Raw genomic sequence first — 24,793 nt, forward strand, 5'->3', positions numbered from 1 at the left:
GCGCAGCCGGATTTTTATGAAGAAACCGCAATAGTGAACTGCCCTTCATGGATCTGGATGGGACGGCAGTCAAGCTGCTCGCCGGGTACGTTGGTGGATTGTCCGGTTGTCGAATCAAACGACCAGTAATGCAGCGGGCAGATCAATTCATTCTCCCAAGGCCGCACAACGCCGCCTGCATGAGGACAGATGGCGGATACCAGCTTATATTCCGAAGGGGCATCTTCTTGGCCTGTCGTTTGTATAATAAAATAAGGATCACGGTCAATGGTAACGGATGCAGGAAAACTTGTAAAATCGTCAACACTGCCAATGATACGGTATCCGACGGATTCAGGTAATTGATCGCTCATTTCTTTCTCCTCCTTGAATTTGGTTCTGCCGCTGTCCGCTTGACAGCCAGGCATTAATCACATCGGCATATTCCACGACAGCGGCGGTGCCGCTTTCTTTTAAACGGTATACCCCGCGTTCGACCCGCTCGAACCAGCCGTAATAATCTTTTTGCATAATAAAGGCGGCCCGCTGCACGCCGGTAAGCTCTGCCGCTCTGCGCGGAGGGAGCTGGCCGTGCAGGCTGAGAGCCCAGGCAATACGAAGCGCCTTCTCACGGTAAGCGGTAACAAGTTTGCGCCTTGTGCTTCCTCCCGTGTTATAATCGCCGCTTCGTTCGCGAAATTCATGAAGCAGACGCGTCTGACGCAAGGGGCGCTGACCGCGGACCGGCGGATCGCCCGGCTCGCAAAGCACATCGAGCACCGGCGCTTTCGTCTTGAAGAAGGTAACGGTCATCAGGCCGAGGCCCAGCATCCGGCACAGCTCGGTCAAATCGCCGAAGCGCTGATTGTGAGCGCCGCTTTTCTTGCGGTTGCGTTCAATCGCAAGCATGACCTGGCCGTTCAGCCGCAGCCGTTCAATGCCCTGCAGTAGAAGAGGGAGCGTAAAGGTTTTTTTCATTTCAACAAGAATGGTCTCGCCGCTCAGCGGATGGATGGCGACAAGGTCACAATGCATGATCTCGCTTTTCACTTCGAAGCCCATGGCTTCAAAGTAGGCTTTGACTGGCTTGTAGAGTTCGGTTTCATGCTTGACTGCCATGAGTGGCGCTCCTTTCCCTTAGCGTCTTTGGCGATTATAACATATTCGGGCAGGGTACTCAGCCATTAATTTTGAATGCTCGAATTTTTAGGGAAGCGCCTTCATTCGACCTGAATTCCCCGGAGATTGACCTGCTTTTTGTCACATTAGTCTGGTTTTATCAAGATTTGACGAATGAAAGACAGTCAATTTTGCATTATTGCAGTTATACTGTATTCCTTGTACCCTTTTGCAAATTTAGCGGATTGATATGCGAATGATGCAGATTTTAAACGTCCGGCCAAATGGCTTCATATTCGCAGGCGGCTGCTGGTCTTTACCGGAAAAAAACATAGGGCGCAGGCATCTTGGGCCTTCTTGAACCTGACATCGTTGCGGGGTTTTATGGAGCTGATGGGAAAGAAACACGAAAGATGATGAAATCTCGTTTAAAATATAGGGCAACTTCCCCCGTACAGATGCATAGAAATGTAGTACTTCAACAAATTGCCGGTCAGTGGGAACAACGGATAGATGGTCACCCCGTGGTCGAAATAATGGCAGGCAGCATCCCGGGATGGACGAGAGGAGGTACGGCATGGATATTTTGAAACGTATATCGGCGTACAAGGCGGAGAGTGAAAAGCTGGCATGGACCGGAACGTTTAAGGAATACATTGAGCTGCTGAAGCAGAATCCGGCACCTGCTATGACAGCGCATGCTCGTGTCTACGAAATGATTGAATCATATGGGGTGGTGGAGGAGAACGGCCGCAAGAAATACAAATTTTTCGAGCAGGAAATCTTCGGGCTGGACCGGTCAGTGGAGCAGTTGGTTGAAGAGTATTTTCATTCCGCGGCCAGACGGCTTGATGTTCGCAAACGGATTCTGCTGCTCATGGGTCCTGTCAGCGGGGGCAAGTCGACGATTGTAACCATGCTCAAGAAAGGACTCGAGCAGTTCTCCAGAACGGAGCGGGGGGCCGTCTACGCGATCAAGGGCTGCCCGATGCATGAGGACCCGCTTCATCTTATACCGCAAGAGCTTCGGGCGGAGGCGGAAAGCGAGCTCGGAGTTCGGATTGAAGGGAATTTATGCCCGTCCTGTACAATGAGATTGCGTACCGAGTTTGAAGGCGATATTGAAAATGTGCTAGTCGAACGTGTGCTCATCTCCGAGGACAATCGGGTCGGTATCGGAACTTTCAGCCCTTCGGATCCCAAGTCGCAGGATATTGCCGATCTGACCGGCAGCATTGATTTTTCCACGATAACGGAGTTTGGCTCCGAGTCGGATCCGAGAGCCTACAGGTTCGACGGGGAGCTGAATAAAGCCAATCGGGGAATCATGGAGTTTCAGGAAATGCTCAAATGCGATGAAAAATTTCTGTGGAATTTGCTTTCGCTCACCCAGGAGGGGAACTTCAAAGCCGGCCGCTTTGCCTTGATCTCCGCCGATGAGCTGATCATCGCGCATACGAACGAGACGGAGTACCGGTCGTTTATCAGCAACAAGAAGAACGAAGCTTTGCAATCGCGGATGATTGTTATGCCGGTGCCTTATAACCTGAAGGTGTCGGAGGAGGAGAAGATTTACAGCAAGCTGATTGGCCAGAGCGATATGAAGCATATCCATATTGCGCCGCATGCGCTCAGAGCCGCCGCCATTTTCTCCATACTTACCCGTCTCAAGGAGACGAAAAAGCAGGGTATGGACCTTGTGAAGAAAATGCGGATGTATGACGGCGAAGAGGTGGAAGGCTACAAGGAAGCGGATCTCAAGGAGATGCAGAGCGAGTTTATGGAAGAGGGCATGACGGGCATTGATCCCCGGTATGTCATCAACCGCATATCCAGCGCGCTTATCAAGCAGGATCTGGAGTGCATCAATGCCCTGGATGTGCTGCGCGCGCTCAAAGACGGGCTGGATCACCATCCTTCCATCACGCGGGAGGAGCGGGAGCGGTATTTGAACTTCATCTCCATCGCCCGCAAGGAATACGATATGCTCGCCAAGAAGGAAATCCAGAAGGCGTTTGTGTATTCCTATGAGGAATCGGCGCACACCCTGTTTGAGAACTATCTGGATAATATCGAGTCCTACTGCAATTGGACCAAAATCAAGGATCCGCTGACCGGCGAGGAGATGGATCCGGATGAGCGTCTGATGCGTTCCATTGAGGAACAAATCGGGGTCTCGGAGAATGCCAAGAAGGCATTCCGCGAGGAGATATTAATCCGGATTTCCTCCTATTCGCGCAAAGGCAAGAAGTTCGAATACAACAGCCATGACCGTCTGCGCGAGGCGATCGAGAAGAAGCTGTTTACCGATTTGAAGGATGTTGTCAAGATCACCACATCGACCAAAACGCCGGATGAGCGTCAGCTCAAGCGGATCAATGAAGTGACGACGCGTCTGATTGACGAGCATGGCTACTGCCCGGTCTGCGCCAATGAACTGCTCCGTTATGTGGGAAGCCTGCTTAACCGTTAAATTTCTTGAATTGCACGGCCAAAATAAGGCGAGGAACATAAAAACCCGACTATACGGTCGGGTTTTTGTCTGCTTACAGGTTCAGATAATGGTGAAAGGCATCGCTTGTCCGGCCAGACGAAAAGGGTTAAGCGCAAGGCAGGTACCATCCGATAATAAGAGGAGGGGATCGATTCATAAATGGCTCAACATAAGGAAAGAAGGCTGAGAAATGATTACATTATCGGACCAAAGAGCCCGGCAGCTCGATTACACGGGGATTAAGGAAGAAGATCTGGCACTGCTTGCCGGGCATCGTGAAATTTTCACCAAGGTTGTTACGGAAGTCGTTGACCGGTTCTATGACCGGATTACACAGGAATCGGAGCTGACGGCGATTATTGCCCGATTCAGCACCATTGACCGCTTGAAGGAAACGATGCGTGTTTATTGGATGTCGCTTGCCGACGGACGGATCGATGAGCCATTCGTGGAGAACCGGATCAGGATCGGAGCAGTCCATTCCCGTATCGGACTGACAACGCACTGGTATCTGGGAGCCTATATGATCTATCTGGATATGGCAACGCAGGTTTTCCGCCGGGTGCTGCCCGATCAATGGCAGAGCGTTATTCATTCTTTGTCCAAAGTTTTCAATTTCGATTCCCAGCTTGTGCTTGAAGCTTATGAGCAGCAGGAAAGAGAGCAAATCGTTCAGCTGGCGAATAAACAGGAGCATGTGCTGAAGTCGGTCGCAGAGGCCGTTCAGGAGCTGGCCGGCATGATTGTCGAGCTTGACCAAAGCGCGCAATCCATCGCGCAATCGGCAGTTTCCACAGCGGGATCGCAAAATCATGCCAATGAGCTGCTCAGCGATCTGCAGCAGGATATGAACAATATCGGCGAGGTGGGTACATTGATCCGCGGGATTGCCGATCAAACCCATCTGCTGGGCTTGAACGCCGCAATTGAAGCGGCGCGTGCCGGTGAGCAGGGAAGAGGCTTTGAAGTCGTGGCAAACGAAGTCCGCAAGCTGGCGGGCTCATCCCGTGAAGCGATGGAAAGCATCCAGGACCGGCTCGAGGAAATCGGACGCAAAATGGTTTATGTCCGCCAGGAATCCGAGCAAACGACGCTGCAGGCCAAAGCGCAGGCTGAAAGCTCGGAAGAACTTTCGACATTCATTCAGACCATTGAGAAGGTCGTGGAGGATCTGAAAAGCCTGAAAGCGCAGCCAACAGAATAGTCTCAACAAGGAAACAAGGCCTGATCATAAAGGCCTTGTTTTTATGTTATATAAGTTGACATACAATGAAGCTTTAGGTATGATTTAGATAGCGATAACCAGCGCAAACCCTCTGGTTTTGAGGGTTTTTCGGCCTAATACTTACATGAAAGTAACACTTATGGTCTTTGGAGGCGGTAAGTATGTCAATGGCGATTCAATCGCAGTTCGATCCTTATGATTCCCAGTCCTTTTACGATGAAATGTTCGAGAGCGATGGATTGGTCCGTCCCCATTATGATGGCGCACACCGGGCGTTTACGCGCATGAAGCCCTCTGAGCTCGCTGCCAGGCATGCCAAGCTGCAGCAGAGAATGCTGGAAGAAGGAATTACGTTCACGCTCTACTCTCCGAACCAGTCGGAGCCGCTCGAGCGGACCATTCCTTTTGATTACATTCCGCGTATTATTCCAAAGCATGAATGGGATACAATCGAGAAGGGGATGAAGCAGCGGGTTAAAGCGCTGAACAGCTTTCTTCGTGATATCTACCATGAGCAGCAGATTGTCCGCGACGGGGTAATTCCGAGGCAGATGATTATTGGAAACACATATTTCCGCCCGGAGATGGCCGGGCTTGAAGTTCCGCATAACGTATATATGACCGCCTCGGGGATCGACCTGATCCGGGACGAGAACGGCCGTTATTTTGTACTGGAAGACAATTTGCGCACGCCTTCCGGCTTCTCATACCTGTACAAGGGCAGAAGTCTGATGAGCGAGCTGTTTCCCGATCTATATCTGTCGAGCAAGGTGGCTGACATTGAGCGCAGCTTGAATGTGTTCCTGAGCTCCCTGCGCAGTCTTGCTCCTTCTGGCAAAGCCAATCCGCTTATTGTGCTGCTGACGCCGGGTGCCTATAATTCGGCTTATTTTGAACATACCTTTCTGGCTCAACAAATGGGGATTCATCTTGTAGAGGGGCGTGACCTTGTTTACAAGGATCACAAAATCTATCTGCGCGACCTTCGGGGACTGCGGCAGGTGGACGTTATTTATCGGCGTCTGGATGACGAGTATCTCGATCCGCTTGCTTTTCAGCCTGATTCGCTGCTTGGCGTCCCTGGGCTGATGAATGCTTACCGTGCCGGCAATGTGGCCATAGCCAACGCTCCGGGGACCGGTGTGGCAGACGATAAAGCAGTATATGCCTATGTTCCGGATATGATTCGTTATTATTTGGGAGAAGAGCCGATTCTGAATAATGTGCCCACCTTCATTCTGGCACGCAAGGAGGACCGCGAGTATGCCTTAGCCAATCTGGATCAGCTTGTTGTGAAGGAGACTTCCCTGTCTGGAGGCTACGGCATGCTGATTGGTCCGGCTGCCTCCCAGAAGGAGATAGCCGCTTTTGCCGATGCGATCCGGCGGGATCCAGGGCGTTATATCGCCCAGACTACCATGCAGCTGTCCCGTGCGCCGGTTATGCTTGGCGGGGCGATGACTCCGCGTCATATCGATTTGCGCGCATTCGTTCTTATGGGGAAGGAAACCCACGTGATACCGGGTGGTTTGACCAGAGTCGCACTGACGGAGGGGTCATTGGTCGTGAACTCTTCGCAGGGCGGAGGCGTCAAGGATACATGGGTGTTGAGTCGTTAACCGTAAATTTGAAAACGGAGGGATGCACTTATGATGAGTCGCAATGCGGAGGCCCTGTTTTGGATCGGACGTTATATGGAGCGGGCGGAGAATCATGCGAGGCTGATCGATGTCCACTACCACCTTCTTTCGGAAGAGACGCTGTCCTTCCCGGATGCTGATGAGGATGACAAGGAGCAAAGACTGTGCAAGTGGGGTCGCATAGTCGATGTCCTGGGCAGCCGCGCGGCTTATGAGCAGCAGTACGGCACAACTTACAGCGAGCACGATGTTGTGCATTATGTGACGCTTGACCGTGATAATCCCAATTCCCTCGTGACCTGCGTCAACCACGCCAGAGCCAACGTCCGCACCCTCAGAGAGAAGCTGCCAAGCGAGCTGTGGGATGCAACCAACGGCTTCTATCTGTGGCTGAGAGACAAACAGCAGAGCGATCTGGGCCGGGAATCGCCGCATCAGTTCTTCGGGCGAATCAAGGAATGGACCTCGCTGTTCAATGGAATCTGCCAGTCCGTAATGCCGCGCGAGAATGAGTGGCATTTTATGGAATGCGGCCGCTATCTCGAACGTGCCGAGAATACGCTGCGCATTCTGCAATCAGTGGGAGCGAATGGCTACGGCACCTCGTCTCCCGGCGATGAGACTTACGATGTGTACCCATTCCTGCAGGCGGTGCTTCGTTCGGTAAGCGGGTATCAGGCATTCCGCCGATATTATGCCGATGGTCTCTCGCAGGAAGCGATTGTGGAATTCCTCGTGCTGAGCACCGTGTTTCCGCGATCCGTGCATTTTGCTCTGCATGAGCTTGATCATCATCTGCGCGGCATTGAGCTTCAGGAGAGTAAAATGCGCGTGGCGCATGACCGGATTATCCGTCAGGTGGGCAAGGTGAAGGCCGAGCTTGCATGCCTGGAGCGGGAGGATCTGGCGCTGGAGAAGGAAGGGCGCGCTACGGGGCATCTGCTGCAGTCGTCCCAGCAGCTCGGCGTAACCTTCGCGCATACCTTTTTTCGAGTCGAGGAGGCCAGCGCATGAAGCTACGCATCTCGCACACGACCGATTATTATTACAAAAGCCCGGTCACGGACAGTGTCAATGAACTGCGGCTTACTCCCTTTACCAATGAACAGCAGTCCTGTTATCAGCATTCCATCTCTATCGAGCCGGGCGCTTCATTATTCAGCTATGATGATTTTTTCGGCAACCGGGTGCATGCATTCTCGGTCAATGAACCGCACCGCAAGCTCAGGATCCGCACTCAGATGACGGTGGTAACCAAAGAAGCCTTCATCCCAGGTCCTGAGGAGGAGGGCATGCCCCGCAAGCTGACATGGGAGTGGCTGGCAAGCGATGAGGCGCAGAACCGGTTTTCCGAGTACCTGCTGCCGACAGACTATACGGGAGTGACCCCCGAGGTCATTGCTTTTGCAGAAACGGGCTCTGAAGAAGAGCAAGGCGTGCATGGTTGGCTTTCCGGCATCTCCAGGCGCATTCAGACGGAATTCGTCTACGATCCGTATGCCACGGATGTGAATACGATCGCAAGCGATATGATTCATAAGCGCCGCGGCGTTTGCCAGGATTTTGCCCACTTGATGATTGCCGCTTGCCGAGCAAGAGGAGTGCCTGCAAGATATGTGAGCGGCTACCATTTTGTATCTGATTTGCAGGGAGGGAGCGCTGACTTCGAGCAGGCTTCGCATGCATGGGTAGAGGCGTATGCGCCGGGTCTGGGCTGGTGCGGCTTTGATCCGACCAATGAATCGCTGGTGGGCGAGCGGTATGTGAAGATGGGCCATGGCAGAGATTACAAGGACATTGTCCCTGTCAAAGGGGTTTACCGCGGCTCCAGCCAGGCGGAGCTGAAGGTTACGGTGGATGTGGTGAAAATCGATGAATAACGCCGCCTGCGCAGCTTTGCCCGGGTTGTCAGTATAAGAGCAGGTAATCGCGATGCGAAGCGATACCTGCTCTTATTTGATGTTTCCTTATTATACGGTCTTCCTTATGCTTTGCCTGGATGCAATAAAGCCGCGAACCCTCGATGTTCGCGGCTTTATTGACTTTATGAATCATTGCATCGGCAGGCTTTTACATGATCGGCGTTTGTCTCAGGACACGATCACGCTCAAATCGATCCAGCGCTTCGGCAGCTTTTTTCATGTCTTCCTCATGCACCTGGAGCTTGGTGAGGCCTCTTCTGTATCCGCTCTCTCCTGCGTTGACGCTGGGGATGCCCGGATTCGACTGCCCGTCGTCGGTGCGAATTCGGACGCGGAAGCCTTCATTATTCAGGTAAGCATGCTTCTCCTGAAGTTCATTTGCTGAATCGCCTGACGCCGATTGAATCGTTTTCCACCGGTTGGATCTGAGAAAGAAAGCAGCCAGGAACAAAATCAGCGCGACACCAACGACAATAAGCACAATCATCATGGTCATTCACCTCATCGTTCCGGGGAGAACCTCCCTCTTGAAGCATTCGGGCTGTGGCTCCCCTATTTAGGTATACCATAACCTCAGCTTTACCATATTGAAACACTTTTGTTGTGAAATGTGTTCAGAGCCTGCCTCATGGGCATTCAATGGATTCAAAGAAACTTCCGGCTTGTCTTCTTCCCGTCGCAGCTGAACACAATCGGCTTATCCTCTACAACAGTCTCCAAATGGACGGATTTGCCCCACAGCTGGACGACATGCGGCAGGGTGCGTTCCACGTATTTCAGATCCAGCTCCACGCCTTCATACTGATGATTCAGATACAACTCGCCGTTTCGATTGAAATTTCCATCCGAGACAATAATGCTGGGAAAGCCTCCGTTAACCCGGGAATAGACGAGCTGCTCGCGGATGGTTTCCCATGTTTTATCGGTAATCTTCCATTCCGCGCCTTTCTTCTCGAATACATATAGATCGAGATCCTCGACCAGCTTTTTGGTCAAATAGTTGCGGAGGAAGGATATATCGGAATCATTCTCCCGCACCTCGAACATTTTTTCCCGTCCTGTACCGAGTTTGCGGCCATAGCGTTCCTGCTCTTCCTTCGTCGGGGCATCCCATCTCCGCTCGATATCCTCGAAAATTTTCAGTCCCAGATAATAAGGATTCAGGCTGTTCCGGGAAGGCTGGACCACAGAGGAATTGAGCTGGGCAAATTCGATTGTCTCTTCGCTCGTCAGATCAAGCTCGCGGATAATGCGCTGATGCCAGTAGGAGGCCCAGCCTTCGTTCATGATCTTGGTTTCGATTTGCGGCCAGAAATAAAGCATCTCGTCGCGCAGCATCGACATAATATCGCGCTGCCAATCCTTCAGGCCAGGGGAGTATTCCTCAATGAACCAGAGGAGGTCCTTCTCCGGCTTGGGCGGGAACCGCTTGGTCTCCGGTTCCAGCTGGGAATCCGCATCGGCGGGCTTGTCATCGAGCGACCATAAATCCTCGTAGCCGTATTGGGGCGTATAGGTATTCGGTTTCTCCTTGTTGAGCAGCTCGATATACCGGGTTTTGTCAAGCTGATAGGGCTTGATCAGCGTTGGGTCGATATGCTCCTGGATCGCCAGAACCGCATCAATAAATTTCTCCACCGCCGGCGTGCCGTATTCCATCTCATACTGGCTGACACGGTCGGCCGTAGCGGACATGCTCTCCACCATATTGCGGTTGGAGCCGCCAAAGCGCGAATTGTTTTTGAAGAAATCGCAGTGGGCCAGCACATGGGCTACAATCAGCTTATTCTGGATAAGCGAATTGCCGTCCAGCAGGAAAGCGTAACAAGGATTGGAATTGATGACCAATTCATATATTTTACTTAAGCCAAAGTCATACTGGGTCTTCATCCGGTGGAACGTCTTGCCAAAGCTCCAGTGATTGAAGCGGGTTGGCATTCCATACGCACCAAAGGTGTATATAATGTCAGCCGGGCAAATCTCGTACCGCATCGGATAGAAGTCAAGACCGAACCCTTGAGCGATTTCGGTTATTTCTTCAATGGCCCGCTCCAGCGCTTTTATCTCATCCTGCCGCAAATGTCACTCCCCCATGCCAAGCAATTTTTTTGAAATTGAGGATAAAAATAGAAAGATTAAAGATCGGTTCATAACTATATATATGGGGGAGCGTGCGTTGTTATGCGGGAAAAGGGGCGGTGAGCCGCATTTCACTCTGAAATGCAGCTCACCTGTCATGGGCAGGCTGTTCTACAAAGAACTAGCTATTAAAAATAGCACTCTATACAGCTGTTTTAGGTTTTTTGTGGCGATTTCTGCTGCTTCAAGATTGGAAAACGGCTAAAATCAGCATTTGCCGGGATCGTATGCCAAGCTGCCATCATTTAATAATACAGGCCGTTAATTTGACGGTGCCTCTAAGCGAATGTGCACAGGAGGTGAATAGTCGAGGATGAAGGGATTTGATTGTGCGATCCCGCTTACAGCGGCGCAGGCCAAAGCGCTGGCGAATGCGGGGATGATGTTTGCGGCCAGATATCTGGTGCCGGAGAATTTGGCATGGAAACGGCTGACCCGGACGGAGGCGGAAGCCATCACCGGAGCGGGCATGCAAATTGTGTCTGTATTCGAGACGACGGCGAGCAGGGCTGCCAGCGGCGAGGCTGCGGGTAGAACAGACGGTGCGGCAGCGCTGAGGCAGGCCAAACTATTGGGCCAACCGCAGGGAAGCGCGATTTACTTTGCTGTCGATTATGATGCGCAGCCCGCTGCTTACCGGTCGATCGAGGAGTATCTCCGCGCTGCGGCCGCTCAAATAACCGGCTATAAGTCGGGAGTATACGGCTCTTATGCCGTTGTGGAGGAGATGGCCAGGCGCGGGGCTTGCGAGCATTTCTGGCAGACGTATGCATGGAGCCGGGGCGAGCAGAGCGCGCATGCCAATCTTTATCAATACCGGAATGGCGTTACCGTTGCAGGAGTATTGCTCGATCTGAACGATTCGTTTGGCAATGAGGGCTGGTGGTCGACCAGAAAGGAGGATGAACCCGGGATGACAAAGGCGGATGCAGAGAAAATTATCAGTTTCTTGTCGGCGGGATGGTTTGTCGCAAAGACCAAAACAGATAAAGCGGAGTTTCAACGTCTGGCTAATGAAATCCGCAAGTCGGCGGGAATGCCGACGGAATAGGGGAAAAGACAGGGCAGTCATTGGGACTGCCCTCTTAATACAGCCTTCGTGCGCCTGCATAACGGGGAGCCCAGTAAGAACTTCCAAGCCGCTGTACATATATGCCGCGTGAGCTGGTTGCAGAGATAAAGGAATCGCCGTCCAAATAGAAGCCGACATGGTTGATGGCCCCCGTGGTCAGGCTCCGGAAGAAAACGAGGTCTCCCTGGCGTAGCATGGATCTGTTTACCGCCCAGCCCTGTCGGTACAGCTCTGAGGCGGTTGTTCGCTGCTGCGAAATGCCGAATTTGTTCAGCATAAAGTATACAAATCCCGAGCAGTCAAAACCGACGGAAGGCCTGGTGCCGCCCCATACATAGGGGGTTTCCAGATAATTAAAGGCATCCTTCACCAGCGCCTGCTTGATAGAGGCGGACGACCGATAGGTTGCCCTGGCTGCTGCGATCTTGTCTTTTCCATCTGTGGACCTCGCCCCGTCGTGCAGATGATTATTGGCCTGCTCACTGCCTGCTGGGCTATAAACTTCTGCAGCCCGGGCCAATTGCCCCGGTTCCGGGCAGAATAATGCCGCCGTACCCGCTGTAAGGCTGGCGGCTGCAGCTAATAGGACGGCTTTTCTCACTTTCCTGAGGGAATAGTGAAAGCCGTTGATTGTGTTCATGACGAACCTCCGTTATGTAAGGATCCCATCCATTCAACCGGTATTGGGAAATTCTTTTTTAATATTGGTAAATTCATGATTCATTATTCCGGAAAAAAACAGACGCCGACCAGAGGCCGGCGTCTGTTAATGAAGGACAATGAATAAGTGCATTATTCCAGATTGGGAAGCTGACTGACATAACTGTCCGAGAGCAGGAGCAGCTCCAGCGCCCGGTCAAACTGATCGGAGGTGGCTGCAGAATCCTGCTGACCAAGTCCCGGCAGCGGATAATTGGAGCCGTCCTCGAAGCCGGTGCCCGGCAGGAACATCGCGTTGTCCGTGATCAGGGAGCCTGATGGCAGATAGTAACGCTGCGGCAGCAGATTGGAGGTCTGATTGAGCAGATCCTGTCCAAAATGAATATGATCCTCGAGCGACACGCCAAGCAAATTGGTGACGGTAGGAAGAACATCGACCTGAGCTCCGGTTTGCTTGAATTCCTGAGGCGTTGTAATTCCAGGGGATGCGATGATAAGCGGAATGTTCATCATGTCCGCATAACCGTATTCATGACCGTAAATCTCTTTCATCAAATCCTTGTCGTCGCGGTGCAGGGAATAGATCGGCAGTCCAAGATGGTCGCCATATACGACGAGCATACTGTTATCCCAGATTCCCCGTTTCTTGAGATCGTCAATAAACAACCCGATGGCAAAATCGGCATAGTTTTGTGCGCGGATATAATCCCCGACGAATGTTCCCTCATAACGTTCAGGCAGATTCATTTTATATTTACGTTCGGGAATGGTGAACGGGTGATGAGCTGTCATGGAAATCACCTGAGAATAGAAAGGCGGTTCGCCTTCGCGATCCATCCGGTCAAGCTCTTCGGCGGTTTTTCTGTACAATACCTCATCAGCGGGGCCGAAAAAGACCGTATCATCCGTTCCGAAAAATTCCTGATCATAATATTTGTCAAAGCCAAGCGCCTTGTACAGGCCGCTGCGGTTCCAGAATTCCACCACATTGGTATGGAAGGTCGCTGTTTTGTAGCCGTTCTTGCCCATCAGGCGCGGCAGACTCGGCAGCACCTTGCCGGCATATACCTGCGTAGCGGCGCCCTGCGGCGGAATATAAAATGAGGTATTGACAACGAATTCGGCATCCGAGGTATTGCCTTGACCTACCTGCTGGAAAAAGTGGGAGAAGTAAAAATTTTCCTTGGCGAGCTTGTTCATATTCGGCGTTATTTCCTGGCCGTCAATCTTAAGCCCGATCAGGAAGTTTTGAAAAGCCTCCAGCTGCAGGACGATCAGGTTCTTGCCGGCGGCGGCATTCCAATATTTAGGCTCCGCAGGCTCGCTGATGTTCTTGAGTGTATTAATGGTACCCTGCGAGATTTCGTCCGGATGGATCAGATCTTCGTTGTTGTTCTTGAACAGGGTATAGAGCTCGTAATTCAGAATCCCCATGTCTTCCGCTTTTACGATCTCATTCATGCTTGCGCGGTTGGGATAAATACTGAAGAAGCAGAGCACGAGAGAAAAGACGAGCAGAGCGGTTACCACTTTCCGGTTGGCTTTCCTCATGCTGATTCTCTTCCAGTGCAGACCCGTCTGCTTGCGGAAGATTACAAAGCCCAGCACAATGACATCCAGGAATATCAATAGATAATAGGGATCAAGCAAGGAGAATACGCTGTTTTTGACTGCTGTTACCTGGTTTACTTGCTCCAGCGCGTGATAGGTTACGATAACGCCGTAATATTTGTAATACATGATGACCGCAAAGATGATGGCAGTGACGAATAAATTAGCGGCCAGATAAAGGCCGAGTTTGCGTTTGGTGGCGAATAGTTCAATCAGACAGAACAAAAGCCAGAAGAAAGGGATTTCCGTTACGAGCATGGTCCAGGAAAGGCCGCCGTCAAATATGACGAAATAGGCGAGGGCGCTTTTAACTAGCAATAATAGAGTGAAGAAGAAAAATGGTCTCATGCGCAGCAAACGCGCAGGGTGCATGAAAGACACTGTGAGCTACCTTCCTTTCAGTGCCGGTGCGGGCAGATTTTTAGAGTTAACGGGATGTGTAAAACTACGACCAAATAACCAAATTTACAAACTATCAATAGATTCAATTATGCCGTTTTAGCGGGGCTGTGTCAAAGGTTCGATCTCTTCAATTACGGCGTTCCCCCAGGGGGCGATCCTGACCTTTACAACCAGACTATCCGCCTGTTCTTCGAGCTGTTTGCCTGTATTCTCCGGGATATAATATTTCTCTAAGCCATAGTTTATGAAGATTCCTGTATTTGTTGCGTAACGGACCCTGCCCTTTATAATAAGCTCGCCTCCGGATGGGGCGGGTTTGCGGGAATAAAGAGACTTTGCCTGATAAACATCGCTGTCCGCCGCACGCTGCAGCACCACATAGACTTTGCCGCCTTCTTTGGGCAGATTGCCCGATCCTCTCCAAAGGCCGGGATCAAGCTGACTGATCTCATAGTTCAAAGTCACATAATCTCCGTACAGAAGATCGCGGGGATCAATGGGAGTGGTCGCAAGCCTGGCCTCCTGGCCAAACCATAAAGCAGCATAGTGGTAGCTGACAAGTCCGCCCAGATACAGAATCTGCGCCGCGATCAGAACGATAAACAGCTTGGCGCGGTGCCGCTGCATGAAATCAATTCGGGTCATGATGCTCATCCTCTCTGATGCCGGATAATACCTGCTGCCTGCGGCGGTTGAGGAACCAGCCGAGAACAAGCAGAAGAATGCCGCCAAGAATGAAAAACAGCGATTTGTCCATGAAATCCCATGCGAGCTTTCCATATGCGGTCATCGTGCTGATCAGAAACAGCAGGGTGCCGAGATTGATTTTGAGCCGCCATTCCTCAAGATAACCGTTCCATAATAAATAGAGCGAGAAGATAAACAGGGATAGCAGGGTCAGCAGACCGGTCCCGTTAGTCAAATAGAAGAAGGGAATGGCAAGAATCCAGTCCGGACTGGACGCTAAACGGTTATTTTGCCATTTGCCGCCAAGCGAGAGAATCAGCAGGATAGCAAGCAAAATGATATAGGGAAGAGGCCGCGCCGCCGCGTCTTCTCGAAAGCTGCTGTAGTCGTTCTCCCAGAACAGGACGAGAAACCAGTTGAAAATAAAAGCCGCAATGAGCGCCACGGCCTGGAACGGGTAGAACGTTTTGCGGTCTCCGGGCAAGTCTGCAGCAGCATACAGCAGCCAGACGGGTATGAAGAACCAGGTAAACGCCCAGTCATTCCCGATGATGGCAAGCAGCGCCTGCAGCACGAAGCTTCCGGCCAGGCACCAGCCCAGCAGCGCATCTTTTCTTTGCCACCAGTAGGCGCCGAAGCCGGCGATTGTGATGACCAGGACAGCGTAGCTGAATGTATGAAATTCCGTCGAGCTGTACCATTGCGTCAGGGTACAGATCAGCAGGCTGAGAATATACAAATAACGGCTTCGGAACAGGAAGGCGGTGAACAGGCCCGCAACGCTCCAAATGGTAAAAGAAGCCGCGTTGTAAGCGACCAGATGGAACATTTGGCCAATCAGCACAATGCTTGCTCCGAAGCTGATCAGCCCAAGGCTGATCAGGGCAATTCCAAGCTTGTCATGTTCTTTCTTATCCAGCAGCCAGCCGGATGCATATAAACCGGTCATGATCAGCATCATCAGCGCCAGTCTGACAAGCTGGGGGATGTCCTGCCAATTGGCAGCTACGAAGCTGAGAATCCCAAGGCCGACGAGGATGCTGCCCAATATGGGAATCAAACCGGCAGCACGTTTTTGTTCCGGGTACAGCTCCAGAATGCGCCTGTATTGTTCGTCCGTAATAATCCCCTGCTTCGTCCAGGCCGCGCCTTCCTGCTTCAGCCATCTTCTGCTCATAAGCAAGCACCTCAACTTTCATGGAAATCTCAGCATGTATAAAATTAGCCACTGCTTGATCTGATAATTTTGAGGAAGAAACTGACTTTGCCGCTACAAGACGGAAGCAGCCGTTTCTTCTTACTGTCTCTTATTATAATGACGGTAGAATGCGTGAATAGTACTATCTTTATGTGGTACCCTGCGGAGGCAAATTAGAATCTTTGGCTTTGGGGAAAATAAAAAAGGCCACCGCCCTGTGGAACTCTTCAGGGTGATGGCCTTTTTCGGGCAGCGCGAGCCCCCTTGTTATTTGACAGCGCCTGCTGTAATCCCGCTGGCAATCCGCCGTTGGAAGAACATATACATGATCAGGACAGGAACAATCGTGATGAGCAAAGCGGCAAACAAAGGGCCCCATTCCGTACGGTATTCCATTTCCTGCCGCAGGACGCCGATCTCGACAGGCAGCGTATAATGGTCCGGGTCGTTGATCAGAATGGTGCCGACAATATACTCGTTCCAGATATTAAGCACGTTGATGATCGCCACGGTTATGAGTCCGGGCTGCGACAGAGGGAGCATGACGCGGAAGAAGGTGTCGTAATGGGAAGCGCCGTCGACGACTGCCGCCTCCTCCAGCTCCTTGGGCAGTGATTTGAAGAACCCGACCAGCACGAATATGCCGAAGGCCAGCACGCTGGACGCATATACCAGAATCAATCCCAGCTCCGTATTGATCAGATGCAGCGAATCCATCAGGAAGAACAGCGGGATCAGAGCCAGGCTGAAGGGCACCATCATGGAAGCAATGTAGAGCAGATAGAGCGCCTGGCTGCCTCTGAACTTGTAGCGGGCCAGCACATAGGCCGTAGCGGCGGCCAGCAGCAGTCCGAGCAGCGTAGAGCCGCTGGTCACGACGATGGAATTGACGAAGTATCTACTGAAATTATATTTGCTCCATACATAGGAGAAATTGCTCCACAGCAGCGGGAATTCCGGCAGTGACCAGGGTGCATTGCTGAAGAACTGTTCATTATTCTTGAGCGAATCCAGCAGCGTCCACAGCAGCGGATAAAGCACGGATACGCCCCATACGAAAAGGATGGCGTAAGCCATTATTTTGGTGACCGGATTTTTGAGGCCCGAATTCATGATGAATGCCCCTTCCTTTAAACATTAGCTGACTTCGATGGTTTCCTGGCGAAACAGCCGCTGAAGAGTAACGGTGGTGATAAGCGACAGGACCAGGATAAGTACGCCGATGGCGGCGCCGTAGCCGAAGTGATACTGCCGGAACGCCATCTGGTACAGATAGGAGCCCATAACCTGGGTGGAATTGTCAGGTCCGCCCTCCGTCATAATCCACACGATTACGAACGAGCCGTTCAGGGTGGTCATCATAATATTGATGATAGAAACCTTCATCTGCTCCCAGATCAGCGGGACTGTAATATGGCGGAATTGACGCCACTGTCCAGCGCCTTCAAGGGCCGCTGCTTCATAGTACGAGACCGGGATGTTCTGTATCGCGGCAATGAGCAGGATCATATAAAATCCGATGCCGGCCCAGATGGCGGGGGGCAGCAGCATCCAGATGGTATGCTTGGGGAAGCCGAGCCAGGTGATATCCACTTTATTTTCCGTGAAGAGCGACAGAAATCCATTCAGGAAACCGATCTGGGGATTATAGATGAAATTCCACAGCACCCCGATGACTACAACCGAGATGACATTCGGTATGAAAAAAATCGAGCGGAAGAAAGCGGCAAGCTTGAAATTAAACCGGGTAAGCGCCACGGCGAAGAAGGTGGCGATGATCATAATGCCGATGATTTTTCCGATAACCAGAAAATAATCGTTTCCGATTGACCGCCATATGATGGGGTCCCGGAACATCTCCTTGAAATTGTCCAATCCGATAAAGGTTTTGTTCTGCGACATGCCGGACCAGTCGAAGAGGGAATAATACAGCGCCTGGATGACCGGATAGATCATGAATAGACAGAAGAACAGGAAAGTAGGGAGGATGAAGGCAGCGATAAACAGATTGCGCTGCCGCTTTGCCGTTCCGGAATTCATAAGCATTCACCGTCCTGATGGAATAAAGTTAACGGGGAATGAGGAGGCAGGGCTGGCCCCTTCCTGTCATTCCCATTCCCCGAATGTTGATGCCTCACCGGTTTATTTGGCTGCTTTTTTCACGGCATCGGTTACGCGGGTTACCCATTCTTCAGGCGTAATCGTGCTGATCGTAAGCGCATCGGTTGCATCCTGCATCGCTTTATCCACATCGGCGTTGAACGTGATGGTCGGAATGACGATCGTATCGGGCGAGGTCAAATATTTGGCTGCATCCTTAACGAAGCTTGGCGCATTCGAGCTGCTGATGTCGCCTTTGATGTTGGAAGGCGCACCGCTGAGCTCTGCCCACTGCGAAGCCTGCGCTTTGGAGAATACGAACTGCAGGAACGCTTTGGCCGCTTCTTTGTTTTTGGCGTTTTTGGCAATGGCCACGGTTGACGTTGACGTATTGGCGACGACTTTGCCGCCTTTATCCTGCGTGACCGAAGGAATGAAGCCGAAGCTGAAGCCTCCTGGAATATCCTTGGACATTTCATTGGGCAGCCACAGACCGTTCGGGATGAACGCGTCCTTATGCTGCAGGAACAGCATTTGCGAATCGGTATGATTGATTTGAATCGACGCTTTGTCGATAAAGCCTTTGTCGCGCAGCTGCACGATTTTGTTCAGAGCCGTCAGAACGGCCGGGCTTTGGAAGGCTTCGACCTTGTTGGCGGCCATATCCTGAAGAATTTTATAGTCATTATTGTTGGCTGATACGATAGCGGGATAAAGAATAGCGCCATTAATGTAATACGGATATTTGCCGGTATGAATGAAAGGCGTTACGCCGGCTGCCTTGATTTGGTCGCTGACTGCGAGGAACGAGTCAAAATCCGTTGGCTCAGCCCAGCCTTTCTCCGTGAACAGCGCTTTATCCCAGAACACGCCCCATGAATTGAGCACGAGCGGAATGTTGTAGACTTTGCCGTCATACAGCTGCGGAGGCTGCGCCAAAATATCGGAGATCAGCTCGCCGTCGATGTTCTTGGCATCCTTGATCCATTCCGTCAAATCCTCCAGCTGTCCGTCTTCGACCATTTGGCGGTCGTTCAGACCCGGTCCGTCAATGTAGACGAAATCCGGCGGATTGCCGCCGATCCAGCGCGGTTTGTTCTGATCATTGATTTTGGGACCGGCCTGTTCCTTGATATTCAAATCCGGATTGGCTGCCTGAAAGTCGGCAATGACCTTCTTCCACCATTTGTCGCCATAACCGCCTACAAAGTATTGAATTTCAAAATCGCCGGTTAATTTGGTTTCCGCAGCCGGAGCTGGATCCGGTTCCGCAGTTGTACCGGCATCCGTATTGGTGCTTGAGTTTGCAGGCGTTTCATTCGCCGCCGCAGGCTTGTTCTCTGTCGCATTCCCATTCGATGAGCCGCAGCCCGCGAGGGGCAGGACGACCAGTAAAGCGGCAATACCAAGTGCAGCCATTTTTCTCTTGAAAATCATACAGCAAACCCTCCCTAGTCATGTGTGTCGCTTGGAGAAGATCCGCCATCGGATCTTTAGCGCCTGACATCATCATAAAGGGAGTAAGCCTTCGTCTCTATCGATTATCTTCCCTGAATTCTTTGTTATCTTCTTTTCTTATTGTCCGCTTCGATCCTCGGCGAATTTCTGCAGCTGATCCAGCGCAGCTTCGGGCGAGAGATGGTCATAGAGCACGGCATCCCCCATTTTGCGCGCAGTGTCCATAACCGCCTGCCAGGCGGACTGCTGGATGGGATAGAATTTGGCCTTCTGCATGGCGTCCAGATTGCGCTTCATTACATTGTCGGTCCGGGACAGCTTGTCGCCGATCGGTCGGGTAACAGGGACGAATCCCTCTTTGAGCACCATCTCCTCATACACAGGGTCCTGGTAGAGAAAATCGATAAAGGCGGACAAGGCTTTCTTGTCGGTATGATCGGTTTTGAAAGAGACCAGCACATCCTGGACACCGAATGAAATGGCGGGAACTCCTTTCTTGACGGGGATCGGACCGACTCCCCACTTGAGCTTGGGGAATTCCCGGGGCATTACCGAGCTGAAATAATTGCCGGATATCATCATCGCGAGCTTGCCGTCGCCAAGTATCCGCTGCTTTTCGTCGCGTGTGGTGATCGTCGGTTCCGGATCCGTCAGCCCCTGATCGAATAACTCCTTCATAAAGCTGAGCCCTGCGATATTCTCCGGCGAATTGATCGTCCATTTTCCGTCCTTGATCCAGCCGCCGCCTGCCCCGAAGAAGAAATAGGAGAGGTAGGCTTGTATTTCATTGTCGGTCAGATCGACGCCGAACCCGTGCGCAAGTCCCGTTTTCTTGATTAGCAGAGCATCTTTCCGGAGCTCCTCCCATGTTGCCGGAGGAGAGGCGATGCCGGCGCTCTGAAATAATTCCCGGTTATAGTACAGGTTGCGGTTTGTTGTGACATAAGGGAGCGCGTATTGATGTCCGTCCATTTCATCCATACCGAGAAGGTTCGGGTAGAATTTGGCCTTCAGCTCCGGGGACAGCAGCTCATTGAAATCATTCAGCAGACCATCCTTGGCAAAATGGGCATATACATTCGTATTGAGCAGATCCGGGGGCTGGCCCTGGCTGATCATGGCTGTATAGATGCCATCCAGAATGTCCCAGTTGGCAACCTGAAGCTCGATGTCGATATCAGGGTGCATAGCGGTGAATTGTTTGACCAACTTCTCCAGCAGGGGCCGGGTCTCCGAGCTGTATTCAGAAGCGACAAAGCGGATTAATGAGCGCTTTTCAGGGACTTGAACAGACAAGGTTTGTTCGGATGGCGTGCAGGCATTGAGCAGCAGCGGCATGATCAGGAGCGTGACAGACAGACACCAGCGCAGTGACTGCCTCATGGGGCTTGATGCGGTTTGCCGAATACGCATGGGCCTTCTCCTTCCTAGACCATTTTGGGAATCGTAATCATAACGCAGGTTCCTTCTTCCAGCTCACTGCGGATATGAACGCCGTACCCGTCCCCGAAATAAAGCTTGATGCGTTCATTCACATTGCTGATCCCGATGCCGTTATCTCCCCGGTCGGGACCGCCTGCCCAAAGCTGCTCCAGCTGCTGCGGCGTCATGCCGTTTCCATTGTCCTCCACCTCAAATACAATCCGGTCCTCCATTTCCTTTCCGCGAATGGTAATGAGGCCGATATCCGGCAAATGGCGGATGCCGTGATAAATCGCATTTTCAACGAACGGCTGCAGCAGGATTTTCAGTGAAAGATAATCCAGCAGCGTTTCCGGCACCTCAATGACATAGTCAAGCTGATTGTCGTATCTAATCTTCTGGATAAGCAAATAATTGGTAATATGCTCGATTTCCACGCCGATAGGCACCAGTTCCTTATCCTTGGTGATGCTGGCGCGAAAAAGCTTGGCTAATGCGGAGGTCATCAGCACCACCTCCTCGTGCTGCTTCTGCTCGGCCATCCAGACGATGGAGTCGAGGGTATTGTACAGAAAATGCGGATTAATCTGGGCCTGCAGCAGCTGCAGCTCGCTTTTGCGCTTGTTCTCCTGGGTTTGCAGCATTTCCTGCATCAAATTCCGGGTTTGCCCCACCATCATATTGAAGGTCCGTCCGAGCTGGCCGATTTCGTTCATCGCTCCGATTTCCGTCTGGATCTCGAAATTTCCTTTCTCCACTTTCTTCATATCCCGCTGCAGGTTCTTAATCGGCCTGGAGAGCCTGTGCGAGAGCAGGAGGGAGAGCAGGAGGCAGATCGCGAGGCCAAAAACAGAGTAAAGCACAATCGAATTGCGGATCGTTCCTTTGTTGGCGATCAGATCGTCCGTATACGCGACGCCGACGATTTTCCAGCCAAAGTTGGTATCCTGCACGGTATACATGCGGTTGCCTTCGTTATCATCGACCATGAAGGAGCCGCCGCTTGCAGTGGCGAGCACCTGACGGATAGGCTCGACTGGCTGCGGGCTTGCGCTCTGCCGCTCATGATGATAAACGATGCTGCTGTCGTTATCCACGATAAACACATAACCCTGTTTGCCCAAATTGATGGTGCTGCATATATCGTTGATCACGCTGAGGTTCAAATCAACCAGAAAGATGCCCTCGGCTGTGATGCCGTCCGTGCTTTTCAATTCCCTGCTCAAGGAGACGACCGAACGGGATTCGTTCAGGAGCAGATTTTGCACATGCGGGGCGGAGATAACCGACTGCCCGCCCTGCTTCTGCGCGTTGACATACCAATCCTGGGTCTGAGGCTTGACGCCCGGATCAAGCGTTGTAATTCGTCTGTCCGAAACATAACGGCCGTTATAGCCGAAGACCATGATGGAGGCGATGTCTTTGCGGGTGTACAGAATGGCCTGGAACAAATCCGAAATCCGTTTCTCGTAAGGCCTGCGGTCCTCGTCACTGATGAAGCTGTTGCTGGAAATGTAGTATTTCACATCTTTATTGGTCATGGCGAGCAGCGAAATATTTTCCATGTTGTCAATATAGGATTGAATATTGCCGTTGACCTGCTTGATGACCTCTTCGATGTAGCTCTGGGAATTGATTTCCACAGAACGGACGGAAAGGCGGTAGCTGATCAGACTGGTCACGGCAATAGTTGCAAGAATGAGCAGTGAGAAGGCGAGCGATATGCTGGATTGAATGCTTTTGAAAGGGAGAATCGGGAAGAAGGGGCTCCGCTGTCTGAACATTTCAGCCTGCCCGCTCCTTTGCCAAGCGGTCGCGGTACTCCCGCGGCGATACGCCGGCATGCTTCTTGAATAAAATACTGAAATAATTGGGATCCCCGTATCCGATTCGGTCAGCAATCTCATAGAATTTAAGAGAAGTGAACTGGAGCAGCTCCCTGGCTTTCTCCATGCGGACTCTGGTGAGATACTCCACGAAGGTTTCGCCTGTATGCTGCTTGAAGACAAGGCTGAAATAGCTGGTGCTCATCAGAACGTGGCGGCACAGCTCCTGCAGAGATATTTTCTCATTGGCATAATTGGTGTCGATGTATTCGACTGCCCGCATAATCTGCATATTGGTAAACTGGGCACGGTTTTCGCTGATTGCCGTCATAATCGATTGGACAAGCTGTTTGAACCACGCCTCTATATCATCGAGCGTTTTGTAGCGGTACAGCTCATTGATTTGATTATACAGCGCTGTGGTTTGAGGAGGAGATCCAAGCTCTTGAACGGTATTGAGCAGGGAAAGCACCACCTTGTGTATTTCCAGCACGCACGTTTCCATAGGGGCATGCGAGGCACGCAGGTCATTGACCCGGCAGGTGACCAGCTGCTGAGCCTCCTGGCAGGAGTTCATCCTGACGGCCGCGACAAGCTTGCGGTCCCAATCGAGAGCTGGCTGCAGAGGGAAGGAAGGCTTTCCTTCCATATCAAGAATGCTGTGAATCCGGTTCTTGCCCAGCAGGAAACGATATTCAAGCGCGGACAGGGCGCCGCTATAGGAGCCGGGGAGTCCGGATGCGGATGAGCAGACGCGGCCGATTCCGACCGTCACCGTGAATTTAAGAAATTTCTCGATCCGATGTCTGGCTTCCTCGGCGACGCGGAAAGTCTGCTCATAGAGGGCGCTCTCATCCTGCTGGCCGAAAGTAATGACGACCATCCGTTCCTCCCGGGTGCGAAGCAGCACGCCAAACCCGTCGCTTACTGTCTCATTCACCATGTCGAAGGCCGCAAGCCGGAGAATTTCTTCGTCGTAATTATGGGACTCAGGGCTCTGCCCGCTGCCGAGATCATCGATATCGATAACCATGACCAAATACAGCGGCGGCATCGGCGGCAGCCCGAAGTATGCGAAGCGCTCTGCGATTTCCGTTTCATCCAGGCCGGAAATAACAAGCCTTTCAAGAAAACGCTCCTTCAGCAGCGGCAGGCTTTGAGTCAGCTGCGCCTGCAGTCTGCCTAAATCCTCCAAGCGTTTTCTTTCATCATCCATTTCGTTTCTGGCTTTATCAAGCAAATCCCGTATTTCCTGAGCGGTAATGGGCTTCAACACGAAATCGGACACCTTCAGGCGGATAGCCTGCTGGGCGTATTGAAATTCATCGAAGCCGGTCAGAATGATCATTTTGATGTAAGGATAAGTGCTGGCGATGGCCCCGGCAAGCTCGAGGCCATCCATGAAAGGCATGCATATATCGGAAATGATGAGGTCCGGCTTATGCTCCTCGACGGCCTCCCACGCCTCGCGTCCGTTGGGGTAATCGCCTATTAATTCAAACCCGTGGCGAGCCCAGTCAATGGTATGCTTCAAGCCATGCCGGACGACCGCTTCATCGTCAACCAGAATCACCTTGTACATCGATGTTCACTCCTTGTTACTTATATGTTATTTTATATAACTCTAAAGTCTTGTTTATACTCAGTATAAAGGAAATTGGAATGAATAAAAACAAGATAATGTCATTAAATATGACATTAAATCCAGCGAATTAGAAGGGTCTTAGATAAGCAAATCCTTCCATTTGCTCAGTAAACAGGCCAATTATCTGAAATGTAAGCGTTAACTATATTTTATATGATTCTGCGCGAACAAACACACGGAAAAGGCCGATCATG

General features: G+C 51.6%; 20 protein-coding genes and 1 pseudogene. 7 read left to right on the plus strand and 14 right to left on the minus strand.

Translation table 11 applies throughout. The annotated features are described in order from the left end of the window. Positions 1–14: 14 nt before the first annotated feature. Positions 15–353 (minus strand): Rieske (2Fe-2S) protein, encoded by a 339-nt coding sequence (locus AC0YOA_RS06540; protein WP_475785938.1) that lies wholly within the window; start codon positions 351–353, stop codon positions 15–17. After that, complete coding sequence (locus tag AC0YOA_RS06545; protein ID WP_210038474.1) at positions 334–1,098, minus strand: DUF2161 domain-containing phosphodiesterase; 765 nt, start codon at positions 1,096–1,098, stop codon at positions 334–336. The genes AC0YOA_RS06540 and AC0YOA_RS06545 overlap by 20 nt, the downstream gene beginning before the upstream one ends. Positions 1,099–1,675: 577 nt before the next feature. Between AC0YOA_RS06545 and AC0YOA_RS06550 the strand changes: the two genes are divergently transcribed. The 6 genes and pseudogenes from AC0YOA_RS06550 to AC0YOA_RS06575 all read left to right on the plus strand — a co-directional run bounded on the left by AC0YOA_RS06550 (position 1,676) and on the right by AC0YOA_RS06575 (position 8,337). Then, complete coding sequence (locus AC0YOA_RS06550; RefSeq protein WP_210038475.1) at positions 1,676–3,571, plus strand: PrkA family serine protein kinase; 1,896 nt, start codon at positions 1,676–1,678, stop codon at positions 3,569–3,571. Positions 3,572–3,782: 211 nt separating this feature from the next. Then, a pseudogene (locus AC0YOA_RS06555) lies at positions 3,783–4,241 on the plus strand (protoglobin domain-containing protein); the annotation flags it as partial. Positions 4,242–4,331: 90 nt separating this feature from the next. Further along, complete coding sequence (locus tag AC0YOA_RS06560) at positions 4,332–4,796, plus strand: methyl-accepting chemotaxis protein (RefSeq protein WP_475786619.1); 465 nt, start codon at positions 4,332–4,334, stop codon at positions 4,794–4,796. A 182-nt stretch (positions 4,797–4,978) separates the two neighbouring features. Further along, positions 4,979–6,436: a circularly permuted type 2 ATP-grasp protein gene (locus AC0YOA_RS06565; protein WP_475785939.1), complete on the plus strand. Its 1,458-nt coding sequence runs from the start codon at positions 4,979–4,981 to the stop codon at positions 6,434–6,436. 30 nt (positions 6,437–6,466) lie between these two features. Then, on the plus strand, positions 6,467–7,471 hold the full coding sequence (locus AC0YOA_RS06570; protein ID WP_475785940.1) for an alpha-E domain-containing protein: 1,005 nt from the start codon (positions 6,467–6,469) through the stop codon (positions 7,469–7,471). Beyond that, positions 7,468–8,337: a transglutaminase family protein gene (locus AC0YOA_RS06575; protein ID WP_475768735.1), complete on the plus strand. Its 870-nt coding sequence runs from the start codon at positions 7,468–7,470 to the stop codon at positions 8,335–8,337. The genes AC0YOA_RS06570 and AC0YOA_RS06575 overlap by 4 nt, the downstream gene beginning before the upstream one ends. Before the next feature lie 190 nt (positions 8,338–8,527). Here AC0YOA_RS06575 and AC0YOA_RS06580 read toward each other — a convergent pair whose 3' ends face one another. Both AC0YOA_RS06580 and AC0YOA_RS06585 read right to left on the minus strand, forming a co-directional pair. Next, a complete protein-coding gene (locus AC0YOA_RS06580) occupies positions 8,528–8,869 on the minus strand; it encodes a hypothetical protein (protein WP_475785941.1) in 342 nt (113 codons plus the stop codon). Between the two features lie 155 nt (positions 8,870–9,024). After that, positions 9,025–10,458, minus strand: coding sequence for a SpoVR family protein (locus tag AC0YOA_RS06585; protein ID WP_475785942.1), 1,434 nt, complete (start codon positions 10,456–10,458; stop codon positions 9,025–9,027). Between the two features lie 373 nt (positions 10,459–10,831). Here AC0YOA_RS06585 and AC0YOA_RS06590 point away from each other — a divergent pair, with 373 nt between their 5' ends. Beyond that, positions 10,832–11,569, plus strand: a complete 738-nt coding sequence (locus AC0YOA_RS06590) for a DUF1906 domain-containing protein (RefSeq protein ID WP_475785943.1) — start codon at positions 10,832–10,834, stop codon at positions 11,567–11,569. Positions 11,570–11,603: 34 nt separating this feature from the next. Here AC0YOA_RS06590 and AC0YOA_RS06595 read toward each other — a convergent pair whose 3' ends face one another. The 10 genes from AC0YOA_RS06595 to AC0YOA_RS06640 all read right to left on the minus strand — a co-directional run bounded on the left by AC0YOA_RS06595 (position 11,604) and on the right by AC0YOA_RS06640 (position 24,536). Then, positions 11,604–12,230, minus strand: coding sequence for a C40 family peptidase (locus AC0YOA_RS06595; RefSeq protein ID WP_475785944.1), 627 nt, complete (start codon positions 12,228–12,230; stop codon positions 11,604–11,606). 152 nt (positions 12,231–12,382) lie between these two features. Next, on the minus strand, positions 12,383–14,233 hold the full coding sequence (locus tag AC0YOA_RS06600) for an LTA synthase family protein (protein ID WP_475786620.1): 1,851 nt from the start codon (positions 14,231–14,233) through the stop codon (positions 12,383–12,385). Between the two features lie 126 nt (positions 14,234–14,359). Beyond that, a complete protein-coding gene (locus AC0YOA_RS06605; protein ID WP_475785945.1) occupies positions 14,360–14,908 on the minus strand; it encodes a GDYXXLXY domain-containing protein in 549 nt (182 codons plus the stop codon). Then, complete coding sequence (locus AC0YOA_RS06610; protein WP_475785946.1) at positions 14,895–16,127, minus strand: DUF2157 domain-containing protein; 1,233 nt, start codon at positions 16,125–16,127, stop codon at positions 14,895–14,897. The genes AC0YOA_RS06605 and AC0YOA_RS06610 overlap by 14 nt, the downstream gene beginning before the upstream one ends. Positions 16,128–16,415: 288 nt before the next feature. Then, the gene (locus AC0YOA_RS06615; protein ID WP_475785947.1) at positions 16,416–17,261 is read right to left on the minus strand and encodes a carbohydrate ABC transporter permease; all 846 of its coding nucleotides are present in this window, start codon (positions 17,259–17,261) and stop codon (positions 16,416–16,418) included. A gap of 24 nt (positions 17,262–17,285) precedes the next feature. Beyond that, positions 17,286–18,188, minus strand: a complete 903-nt coding sequence (locus tag AC0YOA_RS06620) for a carbohydrate ABC transporter permease (RefSeq protein ID WP_475785948.1) — start codon at positions 18,186–18,188, stop codon at positions 17,286–17,288. 102 nt (positions 18,189–18,290) lie between these two features. Beyond that, positions 18,291–19,685: an ABC transporter substrate-binding protein gene (locus AC0YOA_RS06625; RefSeq protein WP_475785949.1), complete on the minus strand. Its 1,395-nt coding sequence runs from the start codon at positions 19,683–19,685 to the stop codon at positions 18,291–18,293. 138 nt (positions 19,686–19,823) lie between these two features. After that, positions 19,824–21,119: an extracellular solute-binding protein gene (locus AC0YOA_RS06630; RefSeq protein WP_475785950.1), complete on the minus strand. Its 1,296-nt coding sequence runs from the start codon at positions 21,117–21,119 to the stop codon at positions 19,824–19,826. 14 nt (positions 21,120–21,133) lie between these two features. After that, positions 21,134–22,912 (minus strand): cache domain-containing sensor histidine kinase, encoded by a 1,779-nt coding sequence (locus tag AC0YOA_RS06635; RefSeq protein ID WP_475785951.1) that lies wholly within the window; start codon positions 22,910–22,912, stop codon positions 21,134–21,136. 1 nt (position 22,913) lies between these two features. Next, positions 22,914–24,536, minus strand: coding sequence for a response regulator transcription factor (locus tag AC0YOA_RS06640; protein ID WP_475785952.1), 1,623 nt, complete (start codon positions 24,534–24,536; stop codon positions 22,914–22,916). Between the last annotated feature and the right edge of the window lie 257 nt (positions 24,537–24,793).

The organism is Paenibacillus sp. JT22N12 (assembly GCF_056269365.1).

Coding starts and splice junctions, on each gene's coding strand:
- AC0YOA_RS06610 (WP_475785946.1), bottom strand. CDS start 16,127: ATGAGCAGAAGATGGCTGAAGCAGGAAGGCGCGGCCTGGACGAAGCAG.
- AC0YOA_RS06605 (WP_475785945.1), bottom strand. CDS start 14,908: ATGACCCGAATTGATTTCATGCAGCGGCACCGCGCCAAGCTGTTTATC.
- AC0YOA_RS06550 (WP_210038475.1), top strand. CDS start 1,676: ATGGATATTTTGAAACGTATATCGGCGTACAAGGCGGAGAGTGAAAAG.
- AC0YOA_RS06570 (WP_475785940.1), top strand. CDS start 6,467: ATGATGAGTCGCAATGCGGAGGCCCTGTTTTGGATCGGACGTTATATG.
- AC0YOA_RS06595 (WP_475785944.1), bottom strand. CDS start 12,230: ATGAACACAATCAACGGCTTTCACTATTCCCTCAGGAAAGTGAGAAAA.
- AC0YOA_RS06560 (WP_475786619.1), top strand. CDS start 4,332: ATGATTGTCGAGCTTGACCAAAGCGCGCAATCCATCGCGCAATCGGCA.
- AC0YOA_RS06615 (WP_475785947.1), bottom strand. CDS start 17,261: ATGAATTCGGGCCTCAAAAATCCGGTCACCAAAATAATGGCTTACGCC.
- AC0YOA_RS06620 (WP_475785948.1), bottom strand. CDS start 18,188: ATGAATTCCGGAACGGCAAAGCGGCAGCGCAATCTGTTTATCGCTGCC.
- AC0YOA_RS06590 (WP_475785943.1), top strand. CDS start 10,832: ATGAAGGGATTTGATTGTGCGATCCCGCTTACAGCGGCGCAGGCCAAA.
- AC0YOA_RS06545 (WP_210038474.1), bottom strand. CDS start 1,098: ATGGCAGTCAAGCATGAAACCGAACTCTACAAGCCAGTCAAAGCCTAC.
- AC0YOA_RS06565 (WP_475785939.1), top strand. CDS start 4,979: ATGTCAATGGCGATTCAATCGCAGTTCGATCCTTATGATTCCCAGTCC.
- AC0YOA_RS06640 (WP_475785952.1), bottom strand. CDS start 24,536: ATGTACAAGGTGATTCTGGTTGACGATGAAGCGGTCGTCCGGCATGGC.
- AC0YOA_RS06575 (WP_475768735.1), top strand. CDS start 7,468: ATGAAGCTACGCATCTCGCACACGACCGATTATTATTACAAAAGCCCG.
- AC0YOA_RS06635 (WP_475785951.1), bottom strand. CDS start 22,912: ATGTTCAGACAGCGGAGCCCCTTCTTCCCGATTCTCCCTTTCAAAAGC.
- AC0YOA_RS06580 (WP_475785941.1), bottom strand. CDS start 8,869: ATGATGATTGTGCTTATTGTCGTTGGTGTCGCGCTGATTTTGTTCCTG.
- AC0YOA_RS06625 (WP_475785949.1), bottom strand. CDS start 19,685: ATGATTTTCAAGAGAAAAATGGCTGCACTTGGTATTGCCGCTTTACTG.
- AC0YOA_RS06630 (WP_475785950.1), bottom strand. CDS start 21,119: ATGCGTATTCGGCAAACCGCATCAAGCCCCATGAGGCAGTCACTGCGC.
- AC0YOA_RS06540 (WP_475785938.1), bottom strand. CDS start 353: ATGAGCGATCAATTACCTGAATCCGTCGGATACCGTATCATTGGCAGT.
- AC0YOA_RS06600 (WP_475786620.1), bottom strand. CDS start 14,233: ATGCACCCTGCGCGTTTGCTGCGCATGAGACCATTTTTCTTCTTCACT.